Here is a 22,436-nt window from a genome sequence, read left to right as displayed (position 1 = left end):
CTGCGATCTGTTGCGAAGCGACAGTGAAACCTGATAACTCGGGTTAGCCTGGAACGCCGCGTGCGCAGGATTTACTGCCGGTGCCCGGCAGATCGCAGGCAAGCCAGCTCCCACGGGCTCCTCCTGGAATCCCGGCCTTGGGCTTTCGCAACGTGCATCTATGAAGCACTCCCCAGATTTTTGCTCCTTTATGTAACACCCGCGTCCCATACAAAAATCACTCACCGCTCACAACCCACTGATTCAAAGCGCCTACGCTCGTAGTGGCCAAACGGGCACGCCCCATGCATAGAAAATATCGTATACGAAATTACTTATCCGGCCGTTTCCTTACTTGCATCCAACGAGGCTTCTATGAAAAAGCATGCTGTTGCAGTAGCCCTCCTCGCCGTCATGAGTTCCTCCTTCATCAACGTGGCCTTCGCCGACAAGCTCGATGACATCATCGACTCCGGGAAATTGCGCTGCGCGGTGACCCTGGATTTCCCGCCGATGGGCTCGCGGGATGACAAGAACAACCCGGTCGGATTTGACGTCGATTACTGCAACGATCTGGCGAAGGTGCTGGGGGTGACGGCCGAAGTGGTCGAGACGCCGTTTCCGGATCGTATTCCAGCGTTGGTGTCCGGGCGCGCCGACGTGATCGTGGCCTCGACCTCCGACACCCTCGAACGCGCCAAGACCGTGGCGATGACCATTCCCTACTTCGCGTTCCAGATGGTGGTGCTGACCCGCGACAACACCGGCATTACCAAATACGAAGACCTCAAGGGCAAGAACGTCGGCAACACCAGCGGCACCTATGAAGCCATTGCCCTGGAGAAAGACCAGAAAGCCTGGGGCACCGGCAGCTTCCGCGCCTATCAGACCCAGAACGACACCATCCTCGCCGTCGCCCAAGGCCACATCGATGCGACCGTGGTCACCAACACCGTGGCCGCCGCGACCCTCAAATCCGGCAAATACAAAGGTCTTAAAGTCGCGGGCAATGCGCCTTACGTGATCGATTACGTGTCGCTGGCGGCCAAGCGTAACGAATATGGCCTGATCCATTACCTGAACCTGTTCGTCAACCAACAGGTGCGCACCGGTCGTTACGACGAATTGTGGAAGAAGTGGGTGGGTGATGAAATCAAACCTGCCAACTTGACCGTTCCCGGGGTTTATTACTGATCGAGGCGATCCCCCCGACAGGATCGTTCCCGCGCTCTGCGTAGGAACGATCAAAAGCGGCGCGTGGGAACGATCGCAATCGAACCTGTGGGAGCGAATTCATTCGCGATGGGCCGGTACAGCCGACGCAGAAATATCGTCTGTGCCCTTTTTTCGCGAATGAATTCGCTCCCACAGATTGATGATTCACCGCAATACTCCGGTGGCCCATCCCTTCTTAGGAGCCCACGATGTCTGAAGTTTCGTTGAACGGTCGGTGTCTGGTGGCAGGCAGTGCCCAGGGCGCGTTGTTGTACGCCGACATGGGCCTGAGTTTCTGGGGCGGGGTCGAGCCGTTTACCGGAGAGGTGATCGACCGGCATCACCCCCTCAGCGGCCAAATCATCACTGGCAAAGTGCTGGCGATTCCCAGCGGGCGCGGGTCGTGCACCGGCAGCAGCGTGTTGCTGGAACTGATCCTCAACGGCCATGCCCCCGCCGCGTTAGTGTTCGAACGGGTCGAGGACATTCTGACCCTCGGCGTGCTGGTCGCCGAGCAGATGTTCGGGCATTCGATCCCGGTCATCAGCCTCGGCGAAGCGGGTTTTGCCGCCTTGCGTGAGGTGAAATTCCTACGCGTCGAAGACGCGCGTGTCACCGCTTTCGACAGTGCTCCGCCTGCAATGGCACCCCGTTCGCCCGTCCAGAAAACCGCGCTGCACAGCAAGATCACCCTGACCGAAATGGACCAGGGCTTTCTCGACGGCGCCTACGGCAAGGCCGCGCAAGTGGCGATGGGCATCATCCTGCGCATGGCCGAGCTGCAAGGCGCGACCGAATTGCTGGACATCACCCAGGCGCACATCGACGGCTGCATTTACACCGGTCCTGCCAGCCTGCGCTTCGCCCGGCAACTGGTGGACTGGGACGCGAAAGTCCGCGTTCCGACCACCCTCAACTCCATCTCCGTGGACAAGCGCCGCTGGCGCGAGCTGGGCGTGGACCCGGCGCTGGGCGAGCCGTCCAGCCAACTGGGCGACGCCTATCTGGATATGGGCGCCCGCGTCAGTTTCACCTGCGCACCCTACCTGCTGGACAGCGCGCCGGAGCTGGGTGAGCAAATCGTCTGGGCCGAATCCAACGCGGTCGTCTACGCCAATAGCGTGATCGGCGCGCGCACTCTGAAATACCCGGATTACCTCGACATCTGCATCGCCCTCACTGGCCGTGCGCCAAAAATCGGCTGTCACCTGACGCAACAACGGCTGGCAACGCTGCGCATTGACGTGCCCGATGTCGGCGAGCTGGACGACAGTTTCTACCCGTTGCTCGGCTATCACGTCGGTCTGCTCTGCGGCGCCAACATCCCGGTCATCTGCGGCCTGGAACACAAGGCGCCGACCCTCGATGACCTGAAAGCTTTCGGCGCGGCCTTCGCCACCACGTCCGCTGCACCGATGTTTCATATCGCAGGCGTTACCCCGGAAGCGGCCACCGTTGAACTGGCCCTTGGCGGACATCCGCCAGACAAGGCATTCAGCATCAGCGACCTTGACCTGCTGCACAGCTGGCGCGAACTGAACAGCGCACAAAGCCCCGACGTGGACGCCGTGACCTTGGGCAATCCGCATTTCTCTCTGAGCGAATGCGCCACCCTCGCCCGCCTTTGCCAAGGCCGGCGCAAGCTCGACAGCATCGCGGTGGTCATCACATGCGGCCGGGCGACCCTCGAACGCGCACAACAGGCAGGCCATGTCGCGACGCTGGAAACCTTCGGCGTGCAGTTCGTGACCGACACTTGCTGGTGCATGCTCGGTGAACCGGTGATTCCTCCGAAAGCGCGCAACCTGATGACCAACTCTGGCAAATACGCGCACTACGCACCGGGTCTGGTGGGGCGTCGCGTGCACTTCGCCAGCCTGGCCGAATGTGTCGAGAGCGCCTGCACGGGCGTTGCGAGCGGGCGCCTGCCGGTGTGGTTGCACGCCGCCGAAAAGGCGGAGGCGCTGGCGCATGTTTGATTACAACTTCCACTGGCGCGCTGCGTTCAAAGCCTTGCCGGACATGCTCGACGGCGCTGTCGTCACCTTCCAGACGGCGGCCCTGTCGATGATTCTCGGGGTCACCATCGCGCTGTTTCTGGTGTTCATGCGTCAGGGCAAAAACCCGATATTCCGGGGCTTCGCCGCCACCTGGATCTCGATTGCCCGCAACACCCCGTCGCTGTTTCAGGTTTACATCCTCTACTTCGGTCTGGGCTCGTTCGGCTTGCACGTGAGTTCGTGGGTCGCGCTGCTGGCGGGGATCACCATTAATAACGCGGGTTATCTGGCGGAAAACTTCCGTGGCGGTTTGAAGGCCGTGCCGGATACCCAATTGCGCGCCGCCCGCTCGCTGGGCATGAGCGCACCCCAGGCCTACCGGCTGATCGTCATCCCGCAATTGCTGCGCATCGTCTACTACCCGCTGACCAACCAGATGGTCTGGGCCGTGCTGATGACGTCCATGGGGGTAATCGTCGGCCTGAACAACGACCTCACTGGCGTGACCCAGGACTACAACGTCAAGACCTTCCGCACCTTCGAGTTCTTCGCCATCGCGGCGGTGCTGTATTACCTGATCGCCAAACTGATCGTGGCCGTGGCGCGGCTGCTGTCGTGGCGCCTGTTCCGGTATTGAGGGATCGACCATGTTCAACAGCACATTCAGTTGGGGCGATCTACAGTTCATGCTTCAAGGAGCGTGGATCACCATTTTGCTGACCATCGTCTCGATGCTCATTGGCACCCTGGCCGGGGTCGTCTGCGGCATGGCCCGGGCGTTGCTGCCACGCAGCACGATTCCATTGGCGTGGCTGCTCGACGTGTTTCGCAGCGTGCCGTTGCTGATCCAGTTCGTGTTGTTCAACGCTCTGAAAAGCATCGCCGGGCTTAACTGGAGCGCCTTCACCGTCGCGTGCATCGTACTCGGTCTTTACGTCGCCGCGTACTGCACCGAGATCGTCCGCAGCGGCGTGCTGTCGGTCCCGCTCACGCTACGCCGCGCCAGTCGTTCGCTGGGCCTGAGTTACTGGCAGGACCTGCGCCAGATCGTCATGCCGATGGCGACCCGAGTGGCCTTCCCCGGTTGGGTCAACCTGTTGCTGTCAGTGATGAAGGACACCGCGCTGGTGATGTGGATCGGCATTGTCGAACTGCTGCGCGCCTCGCAGACCATCGTCACGCGCATTCAAGAACCGCTGCTGGTGCTGTGCATCGCAGGCCTCATTTACTACGTCATGAGTCTGGTGATCGCCCGCCTGGGTGCGCGCCTGGAAACGAGGTGGCAGGAAAATGATTGAGATCGACAACGTACACAAATCCTTTGGCGAGCTTGAAGTCATCAAGGGCGTGAGCTTGCAGGTGGAGAAAGGCGAAGTGGTGTCGATCATCGGCGGCTCGGGTTCGGGCAAGTCGACGCTGCTGATGTGCATCAACGGCCTGGAGTCGATCAAGAGCGGCAGCATTCGCGTGGACGGCACCGAAGTGCACGCCAAGAGCACCGACATCAACAAGCTGCGGCAGAAGATCGGCATTGTCTTTCAGCAGTGGAACGCCTTCCCGCACCTGACCGTGCTGGAAAACGTGATGCTCGCCCCGCGCACCGTGCTGGGCAAAAGCAAGGAAGAGGCCGAGGCGCTGGCAGTCAAGCAGCTGAAACACGTGGGCCTGGGCGACAAGCTCAAGGTCTTCCCCGGCAAGCTTTCCGGTGGCCAGCAACAACGTATGGCGATTGCCCGGGCGCTGGCGATGTCGCCGAATTACATGCTGTTCGACGAGGCCACCTCGGCCCTCGACCCGCAGCTGGTGGGCGAAGTGCTGGACACCATGCGCATGCTCGCCGAAGACGGCATGACGATGATTCTGGTGACCCACGAGATTCGGTTCGCCCGCGATGTGTCGGACCGTGTGGCGTTTTTCCGTAACGGGCTGGTGCATGAAATCGGCACGCCGGATCAGGTGATTGGCAATCCGCAACGGCCTGAAACGGCGGATTTTTTGCGGTCGATTAATTGAAGAAACCAATGCCTCGCTGCACAGGCGTGTGGAGATCAAACCTGTAGGAGCGAATTCATTCGCGATTGGCCGGTACAGCCGACACAAAAATTTCGTCTGTACCCTTTATTCGCGAATGAATTCGCTCCCACAGGTGGTGCAGTTTCGTCAGACCAACCGAGTTCGACAGGAGGGCTTTAAAGCATGCGCTCATCGAAAGTGATCCACGTAGTCAGTTGTCACGCCGAAGGTGAAGTCGGCGACGTCATCGTCGGCGGAGTCGCCCCACCACCGGGCGATACGATCTGGGAGCAGTCGCGCTGGATCGAGAAGGACAACGTGCTGCGCAATTTCATGCTCAACGAGCCGCGCGGCGGGGTGTTCCGTCACGTCAACCTGCTGGTGCCGCCCAAGAACCCGAAGGCGCAAATGGGCTGGATCATCATGGAACCCGCCGACGTCCCGCCGATGTCCGGCTCCAACTCGCTGTGCGTCGCGACCGTGCTGCTGGACAGCGGCATCCTGCCGATGACCGAGCCGGAAACCCGCCTGATTCTGGAGGCGCCGGGCGGGCTGATCGAAGCCATCGCCCAATGCCGTGACGGCAAGGTCCAGAGTGTCGAAGTGCACAACCACCCCTCCTTCGCCGATCAGCTCGACGTGTGGATCGAGGTGCCGGGGCTGGGGTCGATTCAGGTCGACACCGCCTATGGCGGCGACAGCTTCGCCATTGTTGACTCGACGAAACTGGGCTTTTCGCTGACCGCCGACGAGGCCAAGGACCTGGTGGAAACCGGCCTCAAAATAACGAAGGCCGCCAACGAACAACTGGGCTTCACCCACCCGCTGAACAAGGACTGGAACCACATTTCCTTCTGCCAGATCGCCGCGCCCGTGAACTACGACGGTGGCGTGGCCAATGCCGCCAATGCGGTGGTGATCCGCCCCGGCAAGATCGACCGCTCGCCCTGTGGCACGGGGTGTTCAGCGCGACTGGCGGTGCTGCATGCCAAGGGTCAGTTGAAGGTGGGCGAGCGCTTCATTGGCCGCTCGATCATCGGCTCGGAGTTTCATTGCAAGATTCAGCGCGTGACCGAAGTCGCCGGACGGCCTGCAATCGTCCCGAGCCTGTCGGGGCGTGCGTGGATCACAGGGACCCATCAGCACATGCTCGACCCGAGCGATCCATGGCCGGAGGGTTACAAGCTGACCGATACCTGGCCGGTGGGTCTCAAACTTTAGATAAACCCCAACGTCCGGCGTCACAGATTTTTAACCGGGCGTTTTACGCCCAAACCAAAACGTATACGAAATACTTTCCATCCCGAAAAGGAGTCAGTCATGAGTCAATCCGTATCCTGGAACGGTGTCTTCCCTGCCGTCACCACACAGTTCAACGAAGATTTTTCCCTCAACCTGGAGGCGACCCACAAGGTGATTGCCAACCTGGTACGGGATGGCGTGTCGGGGTTGGTCATTTGCGGCACGGTGGGTGAGAACACATCCCTCAGCGTGTCGGAGAAAATCAGCCTGGTCGAAGCCGCGAAAGACGCGTCGGCGGGTCGGGTGCCGGTGATTTCCGGGATCGCCGAGTTCACCAGCGCCAACGCCAGCATCGTGGCAAAAGACGTGCAGAAGGCCGGGGCCGACGGGATCATGCTGATGCCCGCGCTGGTGTATTCCTCCAAACCCTTCGAAACCGCCGCGCATTTCCGCACCGTCGCGGCCGCCTGCGACCTGCCGATGATGGTCTACAACAACCCGCCCATTTATAAGAACGATGTGACGCCGGACATCCTGATTTCCCTGGCCGACTGCGACAACATCGTCTGCTTCAAGGATTCGTCGGGTAACACCAACCGCTTCATCGACGTGCGCAACGAGGTGGGCGACCGCTTTGTGCTGTTCGCCGGGCTGGATGACGTGCTGGTGGAGAGCGTCGCCGTGGGCGCGGTGGGCTGGGTGTCGGGCATGTCCAACGCCTTCCCGAAAGAGGGTGAAACCCTGTTCCGTTTGGCCAAGGCCGGACGTTTCGCTGAGGCGATGGCGCTTTACGAGTGGTTCATGCCGCTGTTGCACCTGGATGCACGCCCGGACCTGGTGCAGTGCATCAAGCTGTGCGAAGCCATCATGCAACGCGGCAGCGCCCTCACCCGCCCACCGCGCCTGGCGCTGCCGGACAGTGATCGTGAGTACGTGGAGGGGCTGATGAAGACGGCACTGGCGAACAAGCCGGTGTTGCCGGAGGTAGGGTTGTAAGACCTGACAGTCAGACGACGGTAAACCCTGTGGGAGCGAATTCATTCGCGATGCGGAATATCATCCGATACCTCTCTATCGGCTGTACCGACCTCTCGCGAATAAATTCGCTCCCACTGGGGATATGTCTTGTTGCTTAGATATTCACCACATTCACAAAACGCGACGCTGCGGTTTCGTCGATCTTCAGGCTCGTGAAGTCGAACAGGTTGCGGTCCGCCAGTTGCGACGGCACGACGTTTTGCAGACTTCGGAAGATCATTTCCGAACGGCCCGGGGTCTTGCGGTCCCATTCCTGAAGCATGTCCTTGACCACCTGGCGTTGCAGGTTTTCCTGCGAGCCGCACAGGTTGCACGGGATGATCGGGAATTGCTTCATGTCCGAATACGCCTGGATGTCTTTCTCCGCGCAGTAGGCCAGCGGGCGAATCACCACGTTACGGCCATCGTCGGCGCGCAGTTTTGGCGGCATGGCCTTGATCGTGCCGTTGAAGAACATGTTCAGAAAGAAGGTCTCGACGATGTCATCGCGGTGGTGACCGAGGGCCATCTTGGTCGCGCCGATTTCATCCGCGAAGGTGTAGAGCGTGCCGCGACGCAGGCGCGAACACAGCGAGCAGGTGGTCTTGCCTTCCGGAATCAACTCCTTCACGACCGAGTAGGTGTCTTTCTCGACGATGTGATACTCGACGCCCAGCTCTTTCAGATAAGCAGGCAGGACGTGCTCGGGAAACCCCGGCTGTTTCTGGTCCATGTTCACGGCGACGATGGAGAACTTGATCGGCGCGACTTTCTGCAAATGCAGCAGCACGTCGAGCATGGTGTAGCTGTCCTTGCCGCCAGACAGGCAGACCATCACCTTGTCGCCCTCTTCAATCATGTTGAAATCGGCCACTGCCTCGCCTGCAAGCCGACGCAGACGTTTCTGCAGTTTGTTCTGATTGACTGAAAGGGTGCCCATGGCGCTGTGGTCCGCTCGCTGTGACGTGGGGGAAGAAAGGGCCGGTATTTTACGCATAAACGTTACGACTGGTAATGCCTGTCGGTCCTGTAACACGATGGACGATGAACCACGCCGTTCATCCGGTCACACTGGTCGGCTGATCACCTTCCGCTATTAACACCCGCCTTGAACGCGCCAATTACTCTAACGCCCCGGTTTTTCCAGCCTCTCAGGTTCCTATACTCCCAGAGAGGTCGCAGCCATGCATTTCCCCTTGTTGAGATTGTGGCCTTGCCCTGACGGCATCAGGCAATCAGGCGCGACGGCATCCATGATGAGGAGTTACGGGCATGATCCATCACGTTTTGGGGCTGTTCACACACCCCGATCAAGAATGGCAACAGATACGTGGCGAGGAAGAAGAAACCATCGGCCACATGTACCTCACCCACACCCTGATTCTGGCGGCGATCCCTGCCGTGTCTGCTTACATCGGCACCACGCAGGTGGGCTGGGTCATCGGCAATCGTGCGCCGGTGATGCTGACCAGCGAAAGCGCGGTCTGGATGACGCTCATGTCCTACATCGCCATGCTGGCCGGGGTGGCGGTGATGGGCGGGTTCATTCACTGGATGGCCCGCACCTACGACGCCAGCCCCAGCCTCGCCCGCTGCGTGGCCTTTGCCACCTACACCGCGACACCGCTGTTCATCGGCGGACTCGCGGCGCTCTACCCCCACATGTGGCTGGGGATGATGGTCGGCCTGGCGGCGGTCTGCTACACGGTTTACCTGCTGTACGTGGGACTGCCGGTGTTCATGAATATCCATCCGGATGAAGGCTTCATGTTTTCCAGTTCCGTGCTGGCGGTGGGTCTGGTGGTGCTGGTGGCAATCATGGCGTTCACGGTGGTGCTGTGGGGCGTCGGAGTGGGGCCTGAGTATACGAATTGATCGCCAGTTTCTCGATGGACCTGTAGGAGCGAATTCATTCGCGAGAGGCCCGTACATTCGATGGATATTTGTCGGATGTATGACCGTCTCGCGAATGAATTCGCTCCTACAGGTCGTGGGATGCCGACAAATCGGGTGCTCTGAACGACCATTCGGCAGCTTCAGTTTTCGGCCTGCCCCTGCTTTGCGGCATACTCGCCTCCTCTGGAGACCGATGAAGCATGCTTGAGCAACTCAATACCCGCGTCGAATCCTGTTACCAACAAGCCGAAGATTTTTTCAAACGCCCCTTCAAACGCCCTGTCGTCAGCCTCAAGCTGCGCGGCCAGAAGGCGGGTGTCGCGCATCTGCATGAAAACCTGCTGCGCTTCAATCCGCAGCTGTACCGCGAAAACAGCGAAGATTTCCTGCGCCAGACCGTGGCCCACGAAGTCGCGCACTTGGTGGCCCATCAACTGTTCGGCGACACCATTCAGCCCCACGGCGAGGAATGGCAGCTGATCATGCGTGGCGTGTACGAACTGCCGCCCAACCGTTGCCACACCTACGAAATCCAGCGGCGCAGCGTCACCCGCTACATCTACCGCTGCCCGTGCCCGGAAAGCGATTTCCCGTTCTCGGTGCAGCGGCACAAGCTGGTCCGCAAGGGGCGCCGTTATCTGTGCCGTCGCTGCCGGGAGATTCTGGTGTTCAGCGGCGAGACACGGGTGGAATGACCGTCACGCCACGGCACCCGCTGCCCGCAACGCGCTTATTTCCTGCTCGCTGAACCCTGCTTCCCGCAACACCTGATCGCTGTGCGCGCCCACCGAGACGCCAATGTGCCGGGGCGCGGGCAAGCCTTCGGAAAACTTCACCGGGCAGGCCATCTGCGGCTGCGAAGTGCCATCGCCCCGAGGCACCTGCGTCACGACCTGCCGCGCCTGCAATTGTGGATGCTGCGCGGCCTCGGACAGGCTCAACACCGGCTCGACGCACGCGTCCACCCCAGCGAATAGCGCCTCAAGTTCGTCGAAGCCGCGTCGCTCGAATTCGATCTGCAATTCCCGTTTGAGGGCCCGATGATCCACCGGCTCGGGGGATAAACCGAGCTTCGCCAATTCGGGTCGGCCTAGCGTCTCGCACAGCGTCCGCACAAATGCGGGTTCCAGGCTGCCGACCGAAAACCAGCGCCCGTCTCGGCTGCGGTAGTGGTCGTAAAAGCCGCCGCCGTTGAGCCAGTTGCCTTCAGGCTGAGGCTCAACGTTAGCGGCCAGCGCCCCGGCCCCTGCCAGGGCATTCAGGCTGAAGGCGCAGTCAGTCATGCTGATGTCGACGAACTGCCCCAACCCGGTTTGCTGCCGCGCCACCACGGCCGCCAATAAACCGATCACGCCGTGCAGCGAGCCACCCGCAATGTCAGCCACTTGCATGCCTAGTGGCAACGGGCCGCTGTCTTTGCGGCCGGTGTAGCTCGCCAGCCCCGCGATGGCCAGGTAGTTGATGTCGTGCCCGGCACGCTGACGGTACGGCCCTGTCTGCCCGTAACCGGTGATCGAAACGTAAATCAGCTTCGGATTGATCGCCCTGAGGGCTTCATACCCAAGCCCCAGCCGCTCCATGACGCCAGGACGAAACTGTTCCAAAACAATGTCGTACTGTGCGACCAGCCGCTTGACCACCGCCACCGCCTCGGGCTGCTTAAGGTCCAGCGCCAGGCTGCGCTTGTTGCGATTGAGGTAGGCGTGGCTTGCGGAAACGCCTTGATCGTGAGGCGGCATGACGCGCACCAGGTCGGGCCGGGTCGGGGATTCGATGCGCAACACCTCAGCGCCCATGTCCGCCAACAACAGCGAGGCAAACGGGCCGGGCAGAAGCGTAGAGAAATCGAGGATGTTGAGCGAGGACAACGGACCGTGCATGCGAGCTTCCCTTGGCATCAGTGATGTGGGACAGCGTAGGTCGGCGCATTCAATGGGGCAATGAGGCCTGTGGAGGCAAATCCCTGTGGGAGCGAATTCATTCGCGAAGCGGTTGTACATCCGACAAAAACCCATCGAATGTACCGGCCTCTCGCGAATGAATTCGTTCCTACAGGGATTGCGCATTATTTTGAATCGGTCATCCAACAAAAAGCCCGCCCCCGGTTTCCCGTGGGCGGGCTTTTCAGTTCAGCGCGAGGCTAACTGATTAAGAACGGCCTACCGAAGCAGGGCCTTCGGCCACGCCCAGGTCGTCTTCAGGGCGGGTTTCTTCGATGGCACGGCCACCGGAGGCCAGCTCGGCCTGCATTTGCGGCACGTCCAGCTCTTTCACCCACTTGGCGACTACCAGGGTGGCAACCGCGTTACCCACCAGGTTGGTCAGGGCGCGGGCTTCGGACATGAAGCGGTCGATACCCAGGATCAGCGCCAGACCGGCCACCGGCAGGTGACCGACAGCCGACAGGGTCGCGGCCAACACGATGAAGCCCGAACCGGTGACACCGGCAGCGCCTTTGGAGGACAGCAGCAGAACGGCCAGCAGGGTGATCTGGTGGGTGATGTCCATGTGGGTGTCAGTCGCTTGAGCGATGAACACGGCCGCCATGGTCAGGTAGATCGAAGTACCGTCCAGGTTGAACGAGTAGCCGGTCGGGATGACCAGACCCACGACGGATTTCTTCGCGCCCAGACGCTCCATCTTGATCAGCATGCGAGGCAGTGCGGACTCAGACGAGGAAGTACCCAGCACGATCAGCAGCTCTTCGCGGATGTACTTGATCAGTTTCAGGACGCTGAAACCGTGTGCGCGAGCGATAGCGCCCAGCACCACCAGCACGAACAGCAGGCACGTGATGTAGAAGCACAGCATCAGTTGGCCCAGTTGCACCAACGAGCTCACACCGTAAGCGCCAATGGTGAAGGCCATGGCGCCCAGTGCACCCAGCGGGGCCAGCTTCATGATCATGTTGATGATGTTGAACATGACGTGAGCGAAGCGGTCGATGAAGTCCAGCACCGGCTTGCCGTAGGCACCCAGGCGATGCAGGGCGAAACCGAAGATCACCGAGAACATCAGCACTTGCAGGATATCGCCGTTGGCGAACGCGCCGACGATAGTGCCCGGAATCACGTTGAGCAGGAAGTTGACGACGGTCTGATCCTTACTCGCGGTCACGTAGGAAGCGATTTTCGACGCGTCCAGAGTGGCAGGGTCGATGTGCATGCCAACGCCCGGCTGAACGACGTTGACCACGACCAGGCCGATGATCAGCGAGATGGTCGAAACGATTTCGAAGTACAGCAGCGCGTAACCGCCGGTCTTGCCCACGGATTTCATGCTCTGCATGCCAGCGATACCGCTGACGACGGTGCAGAAGATGATGGGGGCGATGACCATTTTGATCAGTTTGATGAACGCGTCACCAAACGGTTTGAGCTGAACGGCAGTTTCGGGATACCAGTGACCGAGTGCGATACCAATGATGATTGCAACGATCACCTGGGCATACAGGGATTTGTAGATTGGCTGACGAGTCGTCATTGCAGTTTCCTCAAGAGCATCGCGCGTGTCATTCCTGATACACCGACGCCTAAAGTGCGAACCCACCTGCTCGGAGGGATTTGTTTTTGTCGAGCTGCGCGCGGCAGACCTCTGCGCCCTCTATCGCAATCACCGTGCCATCTTTCTAAAAATCACCGGAAGCCCCGAACGGCATGGACTGCTCGATTAACGGTAGCCAACAATTCGATTCAGCGGTGGCGGATTTCCGCCCATTCCCGACAAAATAGCCCGGTCATTGGCGGGTATCCGCCTTGTGACATCCCTTTGCCACTGCCTACTATCGGCCATTCATCCGTTCGCCACGTGAAGATCAACGGGCCTGTCATGCGCCATCGAACCATCGCCAGCCATTTCGCCCGCGCCGTGCTTCAAGGTGCACAGCGCTATCAGCTCGATTGCGCGCCGATTCTCGAGCAGGCGGGCATTCAGCCCGAACTGTTGAACGAGCCTCGGGCGCGGATCGCCCCGGAGCAGTTCGCACGTCTGATTCAACGGGTGTGGCGGGCGCTGGACGATGAATTCATGGGGTTTGGGCTCGCCCCGAGCAAACGCGGCACCTTCGCGATGATGTGCCACGCGGTGATTCACTGCCGCACCCTGGACAAGGCGCTGCAGCGGGGCTTCTTGTTTTATGGACTGTTTCCGGACGCCCCACGCTTGAGCCTGGAACGGGATGGCGACGGGGTCCGGTTGTGTCTGGACGACTCAAGCCTGCGCGATCCGGCGCACTTTCTCAGCGAGTCGCTGTTGGTCATCTGGCACCGGCTGGCGAGTTGGCTGATCGGGCAACGCATCCGGTTGGAACAGGCCACGTTCGCCTACCCCGCCCCCGCCCACAGCGCCGAATACGACCTGCTGTTCTATTGCCCGATCCAGTTCGATGCCCCGCAAACCGCGCTGACCTTTCACGCCCGCTACCTCGACCTGCCGCTGTTACAGGACGAGCGCACGCTGAAGCGCTTTCTCGAACGCTCCCCCGCTGACTTGTTGGCGCGTCCGGACGAGGGCGACAGCCTCAGCAGCCAGTTGCGTAGATTGCTAAGCCGGGACTGCCATCGCTGGCCAGACCTGGAAACCGCCGCCGATCACCTGCACATCAGCCCCCAGACCCTGCGCCGCCACCTGCGCGAAGAAGGCACGAGCTTTCAGGGGTTAAAGGACGAGTTGCGGCGAGACATGGCGATTTATCACCTGGGGCAGGCAGACCTTTCCCTGCAGGAGATCGCCGAGCAATTGGGCTTTTCCGAGCCGTCGGCGTTTCATCGCGCGTTCAAGAAGTGGACCGGGCTGACACCGGGGGCGTATCGCGCGCAGGAGATTTAACGCTCATTCACCCTGAAGGAGCGACCTGAGAGATGTCTGCAGGTTTACGCCATACCTGTGGGAGACGCCGGAGGTTACGACGGCAGCGAAAGCGATGGATCAGACAGAACGCCGTCGCTGCCGTCGTAACTTCCGGCATCTCCCAAAAAGACTACGCGTGATCGCGGCCCTCGCGTCAAATCGCAAACTGAATCCTGAACGCCGCGCCCCCCAGATCCGACTCGCCCAGCGTCAACTGCGCGCCGTAGCTTTCGATGATGTCCTTGACCACCGCCAACCCGATCCCCTGCCCCGGATTCTGCCGGTCTAGCCGCTCACCGCGTTCCAGAATCCGTGCACGCTGGCTTTGCGGCACACCGGGACCGTCGTCTTCGATGAGCAACACGTCGCCCATCACCGACGGCTGCCAGCTCACCCGCACTTCGCCCAAGCACAGGCGATAGGCGTTTTCCAGCAGGTTGCCGAGCATTTCCAGCAACGCGCCCTCCTCCATTTGCACCTGGCTGTCGTCCGGCAAGTCAAACGTGACATTGACCCGTTTGTCGCGATAGACCTTCTCCAGCGTGTTGCACAAACTCTCGACCACAGGCTTCAAGGCCACGTGATGGCGTACCAACCCACTCTTGCGCAAGCTCGCGCGTTGCAATTGATAGCCGATCTGTTGGCTCATGCGCTCGATCTGTGACTGCAGAATGCGCGCTTGCTCAAGGTCTTCCCGGCGCTTGGCGATGTTCTCGCTGACGCCCTGCAACACGGCCAGCGGCGTTTTCAGGCTGTGGGCCAAGTCACCGAGGGAGTCGCGGTAACGCGTCCGCTGCTCGCGCTCGCTGCGCAGCAGGCGGTTGAGGGAGCCGGTCAAGCGCAGCAGTTCGCTGGGGTGCTTTTCACTGAGACCTTCCCGCGAGCCCTCTTCGACCTGGTCCAGTTCCTGACTCATGCCCTTGAGCGCCCGGAGACTCCACGTCAGGCCGACCCACAACAAAATCAGCAACACCAACAAGGCGCCGCCAAAGCCCAGGTACAGCTTCTCGCGCAGGCCGGAAATGGTTTGTTGGTATTCGCGAACGGGCTGCACGGCCACGATGCTGTAGGCCGCATTGCGCCCGCCGAGCAGCTTGATTTCCACGTCATACACGAAGAATTCTTCGCCGTCCGCCTGACGGATCTTGGCGAACTCGGTGCCCAGCCCGTCGTAGCGCGGCTGGTAGTCGATGGCTTCGTCTTCGGTGGCGCGAGAACGCCAGACCAGTTTGCCGGCCCGGTTATAGATGTACCCGAGCAGGCGGCTGTCGGGCAGGCTGAATTGTTCGCCGGGGAGCAGCGTCGGCATCATCAGCCGATCGTCTTCGACCCGGGCAGCGGAAATCAGCGTCGTGACGTCCGACGCCAGGCGTTTCTCGATGGAGCTTTCGAGCGCCAGGCTGAAGGCGCTCTGTAACGCAGGCAACATCAACAGCATGAAGATGACCGCCAGGGTGGCGGCGGCCAGCATCAGCCGGACGCGGAGCGATCGAATCATCGACAGCGCTCAGTGAACAGGTAACCCAGGCCTCGTACGGTGTCGATAGGCTTGAAGCCGTCAGCGCCTTCGAGCTTGCGGCGCAGGCGCCCGACCAGCACCTCGATCACGTTCGGGTCACGCTCGTCGTCGTCCGGGTACAACTGCTCCATCAGACGCTCTTTCGGCACCACCTGTTGGTGGTGGCGCATGAGGTATTCAAGAATCCGGTATTCGTAAGCGGTCAGCGCCAGCGGCTGTTCGTCCATCGACGCCTGCTTGCGATTGAGGTCCAGCGTCAGTGGCCCGGCAATGATCGTCGATTGGGTGAAGCCGCTGGACCGACGCAGCAAGGCGTTCATGCGCGCTTCCAGTTCCTCGAACTGAAACGGCTTGACCACGTAGTCGTCAGCGCCTGCGGCCAGCCCTTCGACCTTGTCCTGCCAGTTGCCGCGCGCGGTGAGAATCAGGATCGGAAAGGCCTTGTTTTGCGCACGCAGCTGACGAATCAGGTCGAGCCCGCCTATGCCCGGCAGGCCAAGGTCGATCACCGCCAGATCGTGATTGAACTGCCCCGCTTGATACAGCGCCTCTTCAGCATTGCCCACCGCTTCGACCACGTGACCGCTTTCGGTCAGGCGGGTCTGCAAGTGATGGCGCAACAGGGCTTCATCTTCGACAACCAGCAGTTTCATGACGCACTCCCAGGCACATTCATACCTCTCGCTTGATGATCCTTGAACGCTGACGGCTTACAACCGGTGATGAACGGGCAAATAATTGTCCGGCCCTTGAGTCAAGCTGGCCGACTGCGATACGTAGGCCCCGCTCATCGCCGGTGCGGCGTCGGACAGTTTAGTCGCGCTCGGCATCATTATCCCGCTCAGTTTCTTGCTGTTTCTCGCCGTATCGGCACGGGACACGTCGGGACGGGCTTCGGTGGCGTGTGCGGCGGCGGTGCCACCCAGAAACGCCAGCGCCAGAAAGAGCTTGTTCATCGTCGGCATGTGCAGGTCCTCCGGCGCCAGGCGCCTTGGTGGGTACGGGGCCGAGAATACGCAGCCAGCGCTGAACCCCTCCTGAACACGTTCTGAACCTCGGCTGAACACATATGTACCGCACGGGTCGGAACCTGTACGGCACAATCGTCTAGGCTCAACGCCAGGCGAAGCCCTCAAGATCAAGCCCTCTAAAAGGGGACACCCCCGAAAAGGAGAGAGACATGCGTTCCATGCGTTTACTGATGGCCCTCACGCTCATGTGCCTGGCTGGACTGGCCCAGGCCGAAGTGAAAACCCGCACCCTCGACTATCAGGCCGCCGACGGCACCAGGTTGGTGGGCTATTACGCTTACGACGACGCGATCAAGGGTCCGCGTCCGGGCATCGTGGTGGTGCATGAATGGTGGGGCCTGAACGATTACGCCAAGCGTCGCGCCCGCGATCTGGCCGTATTGGGCTACAGCGCCATGGCCATCGACATGTACGGCGAAGGCAAAAACACCGAACACCCGAAAGACGCCATGGCCTTCATGCAAGCTGCCACCGCAGACGCTGGCGCTTCGGCCAAGCGCTTCGACGCGGGCCTTGAGCAGTTGAAGAAGCAGCCTGAAACCAATCCGCAAAAAATCGCCGCCATCGGCTACTGCTTCGGCGGTGGCGTGGTATTGGACGCGGCACGTCGTGGGGAACCCTTGGCCGCCGTCGTTAGTTTCCATGGCGCGCTGACCACCAAAACCCCAGCCAAGGAAGGGGTGACCAAAACGCCGATGCTGATTGAACACGGCAATGGCGACACCATGGTCACCCCGCAGAACGTCGCGGACTTCAAGAAGGAAATGGACGCCGCCAAGGTTGACTACAAATTCGTCGGCATCGACGGCGCCAAGCACGGTTTTACCAATCCCGACGCCGACAAGCTGAGCCACGGCGACCATGGCGGTCCGGACATCGGCTACAACCAGACCGCCGACATGAGCTCGTGGGCTGACATGAAGGCGTTCCTGAAAGAACAGTTTGCGAAGAATTCGACGTTGTAAGTCGATCCGAGATTCGGATTGAATCTCGTCTCTGTGGGCGTGAGCTTGCTCGCGAAAGCGCCAGTGCAGTCAGTGATTTTGGGGCAACTGGAATATCGCCTTCGTGAGCAAGCTCACTCCCACAGGCTGATCTCTGCCATTGGGCTCAATGCCCGGTTCCCATGACAACCAAACGATCCCACGGCACAATGCCGCCCATGACGCCAAACCTCCCTGACTGCTGCCCTACCCTCACCGCTCACTGGCCGCTTCCATTTCCATTGGCCAACGTGGTTTTGGTCAGCACCCCGTTCGACCCGCAAAAGCTCGTCGACGGCGACTTCCAGCGCTGCTTGATCGAACCACCCGCCAACATTCAACGCTCGGTCGCCAAACGTCAGACCGAATTTCTCGCGGGACGCCTCTGCGCACGGGAAGCGATGTACCGGCTTGACGGCCGTCAGCACGTGCCCTTGATTGGCGAAGATCGCGCCCCGATCTGGCCGAACGACCTGTGCGGCTCGATCACCCACAGCACCGGGTGGGCCGCCGCCATCGTGGCGAACACACAGCACTGGCGCGGGCTGGGCATGGACGTCGAACAGTTAATGACCCGCGAGCGGGCCTCAAGACTCGCCGGGGAAATCCTCACTGCCGACGAACTGCAACGCATGGCCGCCGGCCCCGAACACCAGATCGCGCTGCATGTGACCTTGACCTTCTCCCTCAAGGAAGCGCTGTTCAAGGCACTTTACCCCATCGTGCTCAAGCGCTTCTATTTCGAAGATGCTGAATTGTTGGGCTGGACGGAAACGGGCACGGCCAGGCTGAGATTGAAGATTGAGTTGTCGGAGGAATGGCGCAGTGGGAAGGAACTCGACGCGCAGTTCAGCGTGGAGGGGGGGCAGTTGTTGAGTCTGGTGGCGATAGCTGCTTGATTTGATTCTGGCCGAAGGCCGTAGGAGCTGGCTTGCCTGCGATCTGCCGGGCACCGGCAGCAAACCAGACGACTCGGTTGGATCAGATACACCCCGCTAGCCGGATTTACTGCCGCTGCGGTCGGACGCGACCCTGGGCCGATCGCAGGCAAGCCAGCTCCTACGGTCTTTAGGGGGGGGTCATCCCAACGGGCAATGCTCACACCGCCCGACCCAGTCCACCCGGTGGCTCAAACAACAACTGCGCCGCTGCCGAACCGGCGGCCCATTAGTCACTTCTTTATAGGTAATCGTGTTGTAGAGCGGATTGCGCGTCCCATCGGACCGAAACCGTTCATGCAACAAGCGATACCCCAACCCCGCAGCCGCAGCATCAACCTGCACTAGTTGCCGCAAACAGGTCTCCAGATAATCCCCGGCGCTGCTCCACAACACCGCCGATGCGAGGCCGCCATAGGCACTCAGCCGCTCGATCACCTGTTGCAGGTTATCCAGCAATGGGGCAAAACGCTCGAAGGGGTCTTGCGAATTGGACGTTTGGAAAGCCTCGCCCTCAAACCTCACGCCATCCAGAACACCCCGCTCATGCAGGGCAAACGCCAGTTGATCCAGCGCCAAGGGCCAGCTCACCCTCTTCACCAGACTCGCCACCACGACCGGAGGAATCAACTGCATGGCGTAGAACTTGAACCACTGCGACACCAGCACCGGGAGATTCTCGGGCATCAGTTCCGGGCCGTAGACCTGCATCAGCAGCCGATCCAGCATCTCGTCGCACAACAACTCCGGCAGCGGAATCACAGGGCGCGCACCATCCTGCACCCAGGTTTTGCCGAATCCCGCGAAAGGCCCTTCAAAGATGTCCTGCGTCACACATCCCCCTGCTGGCGGGGCCAGGTCAGGCTGAAACAGGCGCCGCCCAATGCCTGGCTGCGACCTATCAACGCCCGTCCGCCGTGCCAATGCACGATGCGCCGCACGATCGACAGCCCCAACCCATGGCCACCCGACGCCCTCGTCCGGCTGTCGTCCAGGCGCATGAACGGCGTAAAAATCCGCTCCCATGCGGTTTCCGGGACACCGGGACCGTCGTCTTCAACATCGATGCGGCAACGCGCCTGACTCAATTGAAAGCCGATACGCACCTCGGACTCAGCGTGACGCATCGCGTTGCTCACCAGATTCTGCAAGGCCCGGTGCAGATAACGCGGTTCGGCCTCGACCCAGGCTTCATCGCCTTCCAAGGCGTCCTCGTTGACGGAAACACAAATCCCACGCGACACCCGCACATTGGCGCGCAGCGGCGCCAGTTCGGTGATGACCTGATCGATCAAGGCTTCGAGGTCGACACGCTGAAAACTCAGGGTCGGCGAACCCTGCTCCAGCCGCGCATAGGTCAACATCTCGTCCACCAGCTTGTCGAGGTCCTGAATGTCGTTGTCCATCCCGACCAGGTACTTGTGCCGCGCTTCCGGGGTGCTGGCATCGCTGATCATCTCCAGGCCGAAACGCAGGCGGGCCACCGGCGTGCGCAGCTCGTGAGACACAGCACGCACCAGTTCGCGCTGAATGGTCAATGAACGCTGCAAATGCTCGGCCATGCCATTGAACGCCGAGGCCAGCCGCCCCACCGAGTCGGCGCCGGTTTCCGGCACGCGGGTTTCCAGGCTGCCCTGGGCGATCTGCGTGGCCGCCGCTTCCAGCCCTCGCAGACGACGCTCCAGCCGACGCACCAACAGGTACACCACCAAACCGATCAGACACAGCCCAAGGAATGCGATCAGCACCAGCAGCTCGGGCGGATAGGGATTCATCTGGTACAGCGGGCCAATTTCCAGCACCCACGGGGTTTCGCCAACGCCGGACAGGACGCGGATCGAATCGCCGCCCTTGCCCAGAGCCATCACCGTGTCGCCTTCGTCGATGCGCCGCCGCTGGTCGTCGTCCACGTCGGCCTTTTCCAGCTTGATCAGGTGCATGTCGAAGCCAAAGCCCTTGCTCACGCGCAGGGTTTCCAGGCGCACCGGCTGTTCATCGACGGGGAACCGCACCAATTCATCGAGCAGCAGAAAAATCGTCGCACGGGCCAGTTGTTCGCTGATCTGCTGCACCTCGCCGGTCAACAGCAAGGCACTGCCGGGTTTACCGGGGGCGCCTGGTTCGACTTCGCGAAACACACGGGCGGCATGGGGGCCGGTCTGTTCGACCACCACTTGACCGCGGCTCAGACGATTGCGCGCCCCGCCCTCCAGATGCGCCTGTTCGGCGGTTTCCAGTTCGAGGGGAATGCCCAGCAAACGCTCCCACACCGCCAAGGCGCGGGTGCGTTCAATGCTGTCCATCGCCTTGAGGTTGTCCCCCATCAGGGTAAAAGTGCCGTGGGCCAGTTGTTCGCGGTATTGCTCGCTGCGCACCTTATTGGCCAGGTGCAGCGTCAGCACGCCGAGCAGCGCGACTAGCACCAGGACGCCAAGCATGCCGCCGTAAATGCGCAGGAAGATCGAATTCATCGCTCGGCCCGGGCGTAGACGCTCATTTCTTTCGCCGCTTCCGGTACGAACAGGTAACCCTTGTTGCGCACGGTCTTGATCAGCCGCGGGTGAATGGGGTCGTCACCGATTCTGGGGCGGATCTTGGAGATGCGCACGTCGATGGAGCGGTCCTGCCCGTCATAACCGACGCCTCGCAGGGCGGTGAAGATTTCCTCGCGGGATAAAATGCGCCCGGCGTTGCTCACCAGTAGCCACAACAGGTCGAACTCGGCGCTGGTCAGCTCGATGCTGCTGCCGTTTAGCGAGGCTTCGCGCAGGGCGTTGTCCACGACCAAAGGACCGAAGGTCAGCCGCCGTGATTCTTGCGCAGGGGTTTCAGGCGTGTCGCTGCGCCGCAACAGCGCATGAATGCGCGCCAGCAACACACGGGGGTGCACGGGTTTGCAGACGAAATCATCGGCGCCCATGTCCAGCCCCAACACCTGATCGCTGTCGTCGGTCCGGGCCGTCAGCATGAGGATCGGCCCGTCGTAGTCGGCGCGCACCTTGCGGCAAATGCTCAAGCCGTCTTCGCCGGGAAGCATGAGGTCGAGAATCACCAGATCCGGCTGCTCCTCGACAATGCGCCTCGCCGCCCGCGCGCCATCGCCCTCCAGGCTCACTTGCAGGCCATTGTTCTCAAGGTAATCGCGGGTCAGTTCGGCCAGCCGAAGGTCATCCTCGACGATCAGCACCTGCCAGGGTTCTTGCTGCACGTTCCGTGTCTCCTGGTTTCTTCTTATTAATAGAGGGTTCGTTGATCGTGGATGGCGACAAATCATAGGGCGCACTTGGCACCTGTGGGAGCGAATTTATTCGCGAATCGATGGGGCAGACGATACATCTCTGTAGTCTGAACAATTTTTCGCGAATGAATTCGCTCCCACAGGATGAACTCCACTGATGAATGAGAGGTGCATCGCCCTGTTTCTCAACATGACACGCGACATGCAAGACCACCTGCAACGCATCTCTGTTCACCCCGACGCCCGAGACAGAATTTGCACTCGCGCACAACCCGTAGAATTCTTTTTACTCGCGAAAAAACGGTGATCGACGGCCCATCCCAGTGGCTACGCGGCCTACGCGGGATTTCCCCATATCCCACACAAATTACACACAGCTTTATCCACAGGTCATGCGTTGCAATTAGTGTCCGAAACGCATTATCTTGTACCCCGTCGCTGATCGAGACCCTACATGTAGGGTTTCACTGAAAAAACCAAACACAAGTGACCGAGAGATTTCAAGCATTTTTCTCGC

At 60.6% G+C, this 22,436-nt stretch carries 21 protein-coding genes; 12 read left to right on the top strand and 9 right to left on the bottom strand.

Annotated features, from left to right (window positions below; all coding sequences use genetic code 11):
• The first annotated feature begins 354 nt into the window (after window positions 1–354).
• From ACIQAL_RS10195 to ACIQAL_RS10165, 7 genes are all read left to right on the top strand, one after another.
• A complete protein-coding gene (locus ACIQAL_RS10195; protein ID WP_166596606.1) occupies window positions 355–1,173 on the top strand; it encodes a transporter substrate-binding domain-containing protein in 819 nt (272 codons plus the stop codon).
• Between the two features lie 230 nt (window positions 1,174–1,403).
• On the top strand, window positions 1,404–3,173 hold the full coding sequence (locus ACIQAL_RS10190) for an aconitase X (RefSeq protein ID WP_401144935.1): 1,770 nt from the start codon (window positions 1,404–1,406) through the stop codon (window positions 3,171–3,173).
• The gene (locus ACIQAL_RS10185) at window positions 3,166–3,831 is read left to right on the top strand and encodes an amino acid ABC transporter permease (RefSeq protein ID WP_166596604.1); all 666 of its coding nucleotides are present in this window, start codon (window positions 3,166–3,168) and stop codon (window positions 3,829–3,831) included. The genes ACIQAL_RS10190 and ACIQAL_RS10185 overlap by 8 nt, the downstream gene beginning before the upstream one ends.
• 10 nt (window positions 3,832–3,841) lie before the next feature.
• Window positions 3,842–4,492 (top strand): amino acid ABC transporter permease, encoded by a 651-nt coding sequence (locus ACIQAL_RS10180; RefSeq protein ID WP_401144933.1) that lies wholly within the window; start codon window positions 3,842–3,844, stop codon window positions 4,490–4,492.
• Entirely contained in the window at window positions 4,485–5,207 is a 723-nt protein-coding gene (locus tag ACIQAL_RS10175; RefSeq protein ID WP_166596602.1) for an amino acid ABC transporter ATP-binding protein, read from the top strand. The genes ACIQAL_RS10180 and ACIQAL_RS10175 overlap by 8 nt, the downstream gene beginning before the upstream one ends.
• A 183-nt stretch (window positions 5,208–5,390) precedes the next feature.
• Window positions 5,391–6,428, top strand: a complete 1,038-nt coding sequence (locus ACIQAL_RS10170) for a trans-3-hydroxy-L-proline dehydratase (protein ID WP_166596601.1) — start codon at window positions 5,391–5,393, stop codon at window positions 6,426–6,428.
• Window positions 6,429–6,527: 99 nt separating this feature from the next.
• Window positions 6,528–7,445, top strand: coding sequence for a dihydrodipicolinate synthase family protein (locus ACIQAL_RS10165; protein ID WP_401144930.1), 918 nt, complete (start codon window positions 6,528–6,530; stop codon window positions 7,443–7,445).
• A 136-nt stretch (window positions 7,446–7,581) separates the two neighbouring features.
• Here ACIQAL_RS10165 and ttcA read toward each other — a convergent pair whose 3' ends face one another.
• A complete protein-coding gene (ttcA, locus tag ACIQAL_RS10160; protein ID WP_166596599.1) occupies window positions 7,582–8,406 on the bottom strand; it encodes a tRNA 2-thiocytidine(32) synthetase TtcA in 825 nt (274 codons plus the stop codon).
• A 332-nt stretch (window positions 8,407–8,738) separates the two neighbouring features.
• On the opposite strand from ttcA, the gene ACIQAL_RS10155 reads away from it, so the two are divergent.
• Window positions 8,739–9,341 (top strand): Yip1 family protein, encoded by a 603-nt coding sequence (locus tag ACIQAL_RS10155; RefSeq protein ID WP_166596598.1) that lies wholly within the window; start codon window positions 8,739–8,741, stop codon window positions 9,339–9,341.
• A gap of 221 nt (window positions 9,342–9,562) precedes the next feature.
• A complete protein-coding gene (locus tag ACIQAL_RS10150) occupies window positions 9,563–10,057 on the top strand; it encodes a SprT family zinc-dependent metalloprotease (RefSeq protein WP_341962992.1) in 495 nt (164 codons plus the stop codon).
• Between the two features lie 3 nt (window positions 10,058–10,060).
• Here ACIQAL_RS10150 and ACIQAL_RS10145 read toward each other — a convergent pair whose 3' ends face one another.
• Together ACIQAL_RS10145 and ACIQAL_RS10140 are read right to left on the bottom strand one after the other, a co-directional pair.
• Entirely contained in the window at window positions 10,061–11,242 is a 1,182-nt protein-coding gene (locus ACIQAL_RS10145) for a CaiB/BaiF CoA transferase family protein (RefSeq protein ID WP_401144928.1), read from the bottom strand.
• A gap of 268 nt (window positions 11,243–11,510) precedes the next feature.
• Entirely contained in the window at window positions 11,511–12,845 is a 1,335-nt protein-coding gene (locus ACIQAL_RS10140) for a dicarboxylate/amino acid:cation symporter (RefSeq protein WP_401144926.1), read from the bottom strand.
• Between the two features lie 345 nt (window positions 12,846–13,190).
• On the opposite strand from ACIQAL_RS10140, the gene ACIQAL_RS10135 reads away from it, so the two are divergent.
• A complete protein-coding gene (locus ACIQAL_RS10135; protein WP_401144924.1) occupies window positions 13,191–14,189 on the top strand; it encodes an AraC family transcriptional regulator in 999 nt (332 codons plus the stop codon).
• Window positions 14,190–14,364: 175 nt separating this feature from the next.
• Here ACIQAL_RS10135 and ACIQAL_RS10130 read toward each other — a convergent pair whose 3' ends face one another.
• The 3 genes from ACIQAL_RS10130 to ACIQAL_RS10120 are packed head-to-tail and all read right to left on the bottom strand — an operon-like array spanning window position 14,365 to window position 16,694.
• Window positions 14,365–15,708, bottom strand: coding sequence for an ATP-binding protein (locus ACIQAL_RS10130; protein ID WP_401144922.1), 1,344 nt, complete (start codon window positions 15,706–15,708; stop codon window positions 14,365–14,367).
• Window positions 15,705–16,382, bottom strand: a complete 678-nt coding sequence (locus ACIQAL_RS10125; RefSeq protein ID WP_341962984.1) for a response regulator transcription factor — start codon at window positions 16,380–16,382, stop codon at window positions 15,705–15,707. The genes ACIQAL_RS10130 and ACIQAL_RS10125 overlap by 4 nt, the downstream gene beginning before the upstream one ends.
• A 57-nt stretch (window positions 16,383–16,439) precedes the next feature.
• Window positions 16,440–16,694, bottom strand: a complete 255-nt coding sequence (locus tag ACIQAL_RS10120) for a hypothetical protein (RefSeq protein WP_401144920.1) — start codon at window positions 16,692–16,694, stop codon at window positions 16,440–16,442.
• A gap of 224 nt (window positions 16,695–16,918) precedes the next feature.
• Here ACIQAL_RS10120 and ACIQAL_RS10115 point away from each other — a divergent pair, with 224 nt between their 5' ends.
• Together ACIQAL_RS10115 and ACIQAL_RS10110 are read left to right on the top strand one after the other, a co-directional pair.
• On the top strand, window positions 16,919–17,725 hold the full coding sequence (locus ACIQAL_RS10115) for a dienelactone hydrolase family protein (protein ID WP_401145311.1): 807 nt from the start codon (window positions 16,919–16,921) through the stop codon (window positions 17,723–17,725).
• Window positions 17,726–17,886: 161 nt separating this feature from the next.
• On the top strand, window positions 17,887–18,642 hold the full coding sequence (locus ACIQAL_RS10110) for a 4'-phosphopantetheinyl transferase (RefSeq protein ID WP_401144918.1): 756 nt from the start codon (window positions 17,887–17,889) through the stop codon (window positions 18,640–18,642).
• A 180-nt stretch (window positions 18,643–18,822) separates the two neighbouring features.
• Here the strand turns inward: ACIQAL_RS10110 and fhuF are convergent, their stop codons facing one another.
• From fhuF to ACIQAL_RS10095, 3 genes are read right to left on the bottom strand one after another with little or no spacing between them, the layout of a single operon-like run.
• Window positions 18,823–19,554, bottom strand: coding sequence for a siderophore-iron reductase FhuF (gene fhuF / locus ACIQAL_RS10105; protein WP_401145309.1), 732 nt, complete (start codon window positions 19,552–19,554; stop codon window positions 18,823–18,825).
• Window positions 19,512–21,152, bottom strand: coding sequence for an ATP-binding protein (locus ACIQAL_RS10100; protein WP_401144917.1), 1,641 nt, complete (start codon window positions 21,150–21,152; stop codon window positions 19,512–19,514). Before ACIQAL_RS10100 ends, fhuF begins: the two co-directional genes overlap by 43 nt.
• Window positions 21,149–21,889 carry a response regulator gene (locus tag ACIQAL_RS10095; protein ID WP_401144915.1) on the bottom strand — a complete coding sequence of 247 codons (741 nt, stop codon included), beginning with the start codon at window positions 21,887–21,889 and terminating at the stop codon, window positions 21,149–21,151. The genes ACIQAL_RS10100 and ACIQAL_RS10095 overlap by 4 nt, the downstream gene beginning before the upstream one ends.
• Between the last annotated feature and the right edge of the window lie 547 nt (window positions 21,890–22,436).

This window comes from Pseudomonas sp. NPDC088368 (genome assembly GCF_044753445.1).
GTDB lineage: Bacteria > Pseudomonadota > Gammaproteobacteria > Pseudomonadales > Pseudomonadaceae > Aquipseudomonas > Aquipseudomonas bambusae.
The sequence above is the reverse complement of the archived record's forward strand: the minus strand, read 5'-3'. Positions and strand labels throughout refer to the sequence as shown.

What these genes read in the sequence shown, in the direction of transcription:
- ACIQAL_RS10195 (WP_166596606.1), top strand. Translation starts at nt 355, where the DNA reads ATGAAAAAGCATGCTGTTGCAGTAGCCCTCCTCGCCGTCATGAGTTCC.
- ACIQAL_RS10190 (WP_401144935.1), top strand. Translation starts at nt 1,404, where the DNA reads ATGTCTGAAGTTTCGTTGAACGGTCGGTGTCTGGTGGCAGGCAGTGCC.
- ACIQAL_RS10185 (WP_166596604.1), top strand. Translation starts at nt 3,166, where the DNA reads ATGTTTGATTACAACTTCCACTGGCGCGCTGCGTTCAAAGCCTTGCCG.
- ACIQAL_RS10180 (WP_401144933.1), top strand. Translation starts at nt 3,842, where the DNA reads ATGTTCAACAGCACATTCAGTTGGGGCGATCTACAGTTCATGCTTCAA.
- ACIQAL_RS10175 (WP_166596602.1), top strand. Translation starts at nt 4,485, where the DNA reads ATGATTGAGATCGACAACGTACACAAATCCTTTGGCGAGCTTGAAGTC.
- ACIQAL_RS10170 (WP_166596601.1), top strand. Translation starts at nt 5,391, where the DNA reads ATGCGCTCATCGAAAGTGATCCACGTAGTCAGTTGTCACGCCGAAGGT.
- ACIQAL_RS10165 (WP_401144930.1), top strand. Translation starts at nt 6,528, where the DNA reads ATGAGTCAATCCGTATCCTGGAACGGTGTCTTCCCTGCCGTCACCACA.
- ttcA (WP_166596599.1), bottom strand. Translation starts at nt 8,406, where the DNA reads ATGGGCACCCTTTCAGTCAATCAGAACAAACTGCAGAAACGTCTGCGT.
- ACIQAL_RS10155 (WP_166596598.1), top strand. Translation starts at nt 8,739, where the DNA reads ATGATCCATCACGTTTTGGGGCTGTTCACACACCCCGATCAAGAATGG.
- ACIQAL_RS10150 (WP_341962992.1), top strand. Translation starts at nt 9,563, where the DNA reads ATGCTTGAGCAACTCAATACCCGCGTCGAATCCTGTTACCAACAAGCC.
- ACIQAL_RS10145 (WP_401144928.1), bottom strand. Translation starts at nt 11,242, where the DNA reads ATGCACGGTCCGTTGTCCTCGCTCAACATCCTCGATTTCTCTACGCTT.
- ACIQAL_RS10140 (WP_401144926.1), bottom strand. Translation starts at nt 12,845, where the DNA reads ATGACGACTCGTCAGCCAATCTACAAATCCCTGTATGCCCAGGTGATC.
- ACIQAL_RS10135 (WP_401144924.1), top strand. Translation starts at nt 13,191, where the DNA reads ATGCGCCATCGAACCATCGCCAGCCATTTCGCCCGCGCCGTGCTTCAA.
- ACIQAL_RS10130 (WP_401144922.1), bottom strand. Translation starts at nt 15,708, where the DNA reads ATGATTCGATCGCTCCGCGTCCGGCTGATGCTGGCCGCCGCCACCCTG.
- ACIQAL_RS10125 (WP_341962984.1), bottom strand. Translation starts at nt 16,382, where the DNA reads ATGAAACTGCTGGTTGTCGAAGATGAAGCCCTGTTGCGCCATCACTTG.
- ACIQAL_RS10120 (WP_401144920.1), bottom strand. Translation starts at nt 16,694, where the DNA reads ATGCCGACGATGAACAAGCTCTTTCTGGCGCTGGCGTTTCTGGGTGGC.
- ACIQAL_RS10115 (WP_401145311.1), top strand. Translation starts at nt 16,919, where the DNA reads ATGCGTTTACTGATGGCCCTCACGCTCATGTGCCTGGCTGGACTGGCC.
- ACIQAL_RS10110 (WP_401144918.1), top strand. Translation starts at nt 17,887, where the DNA reads ATGACAACCAAACGATCCCACGGCACAATGCCGCCCATGACGCCAAAC.
- ACIQAL_RS10100 (WP_401144917.1), bottom strand. Translation starts at nt 21,152, where the DNA reads ATGAATTCGATCTTCCTGCGCATTTACGGCGGCATGCTTGGCGTCCTG.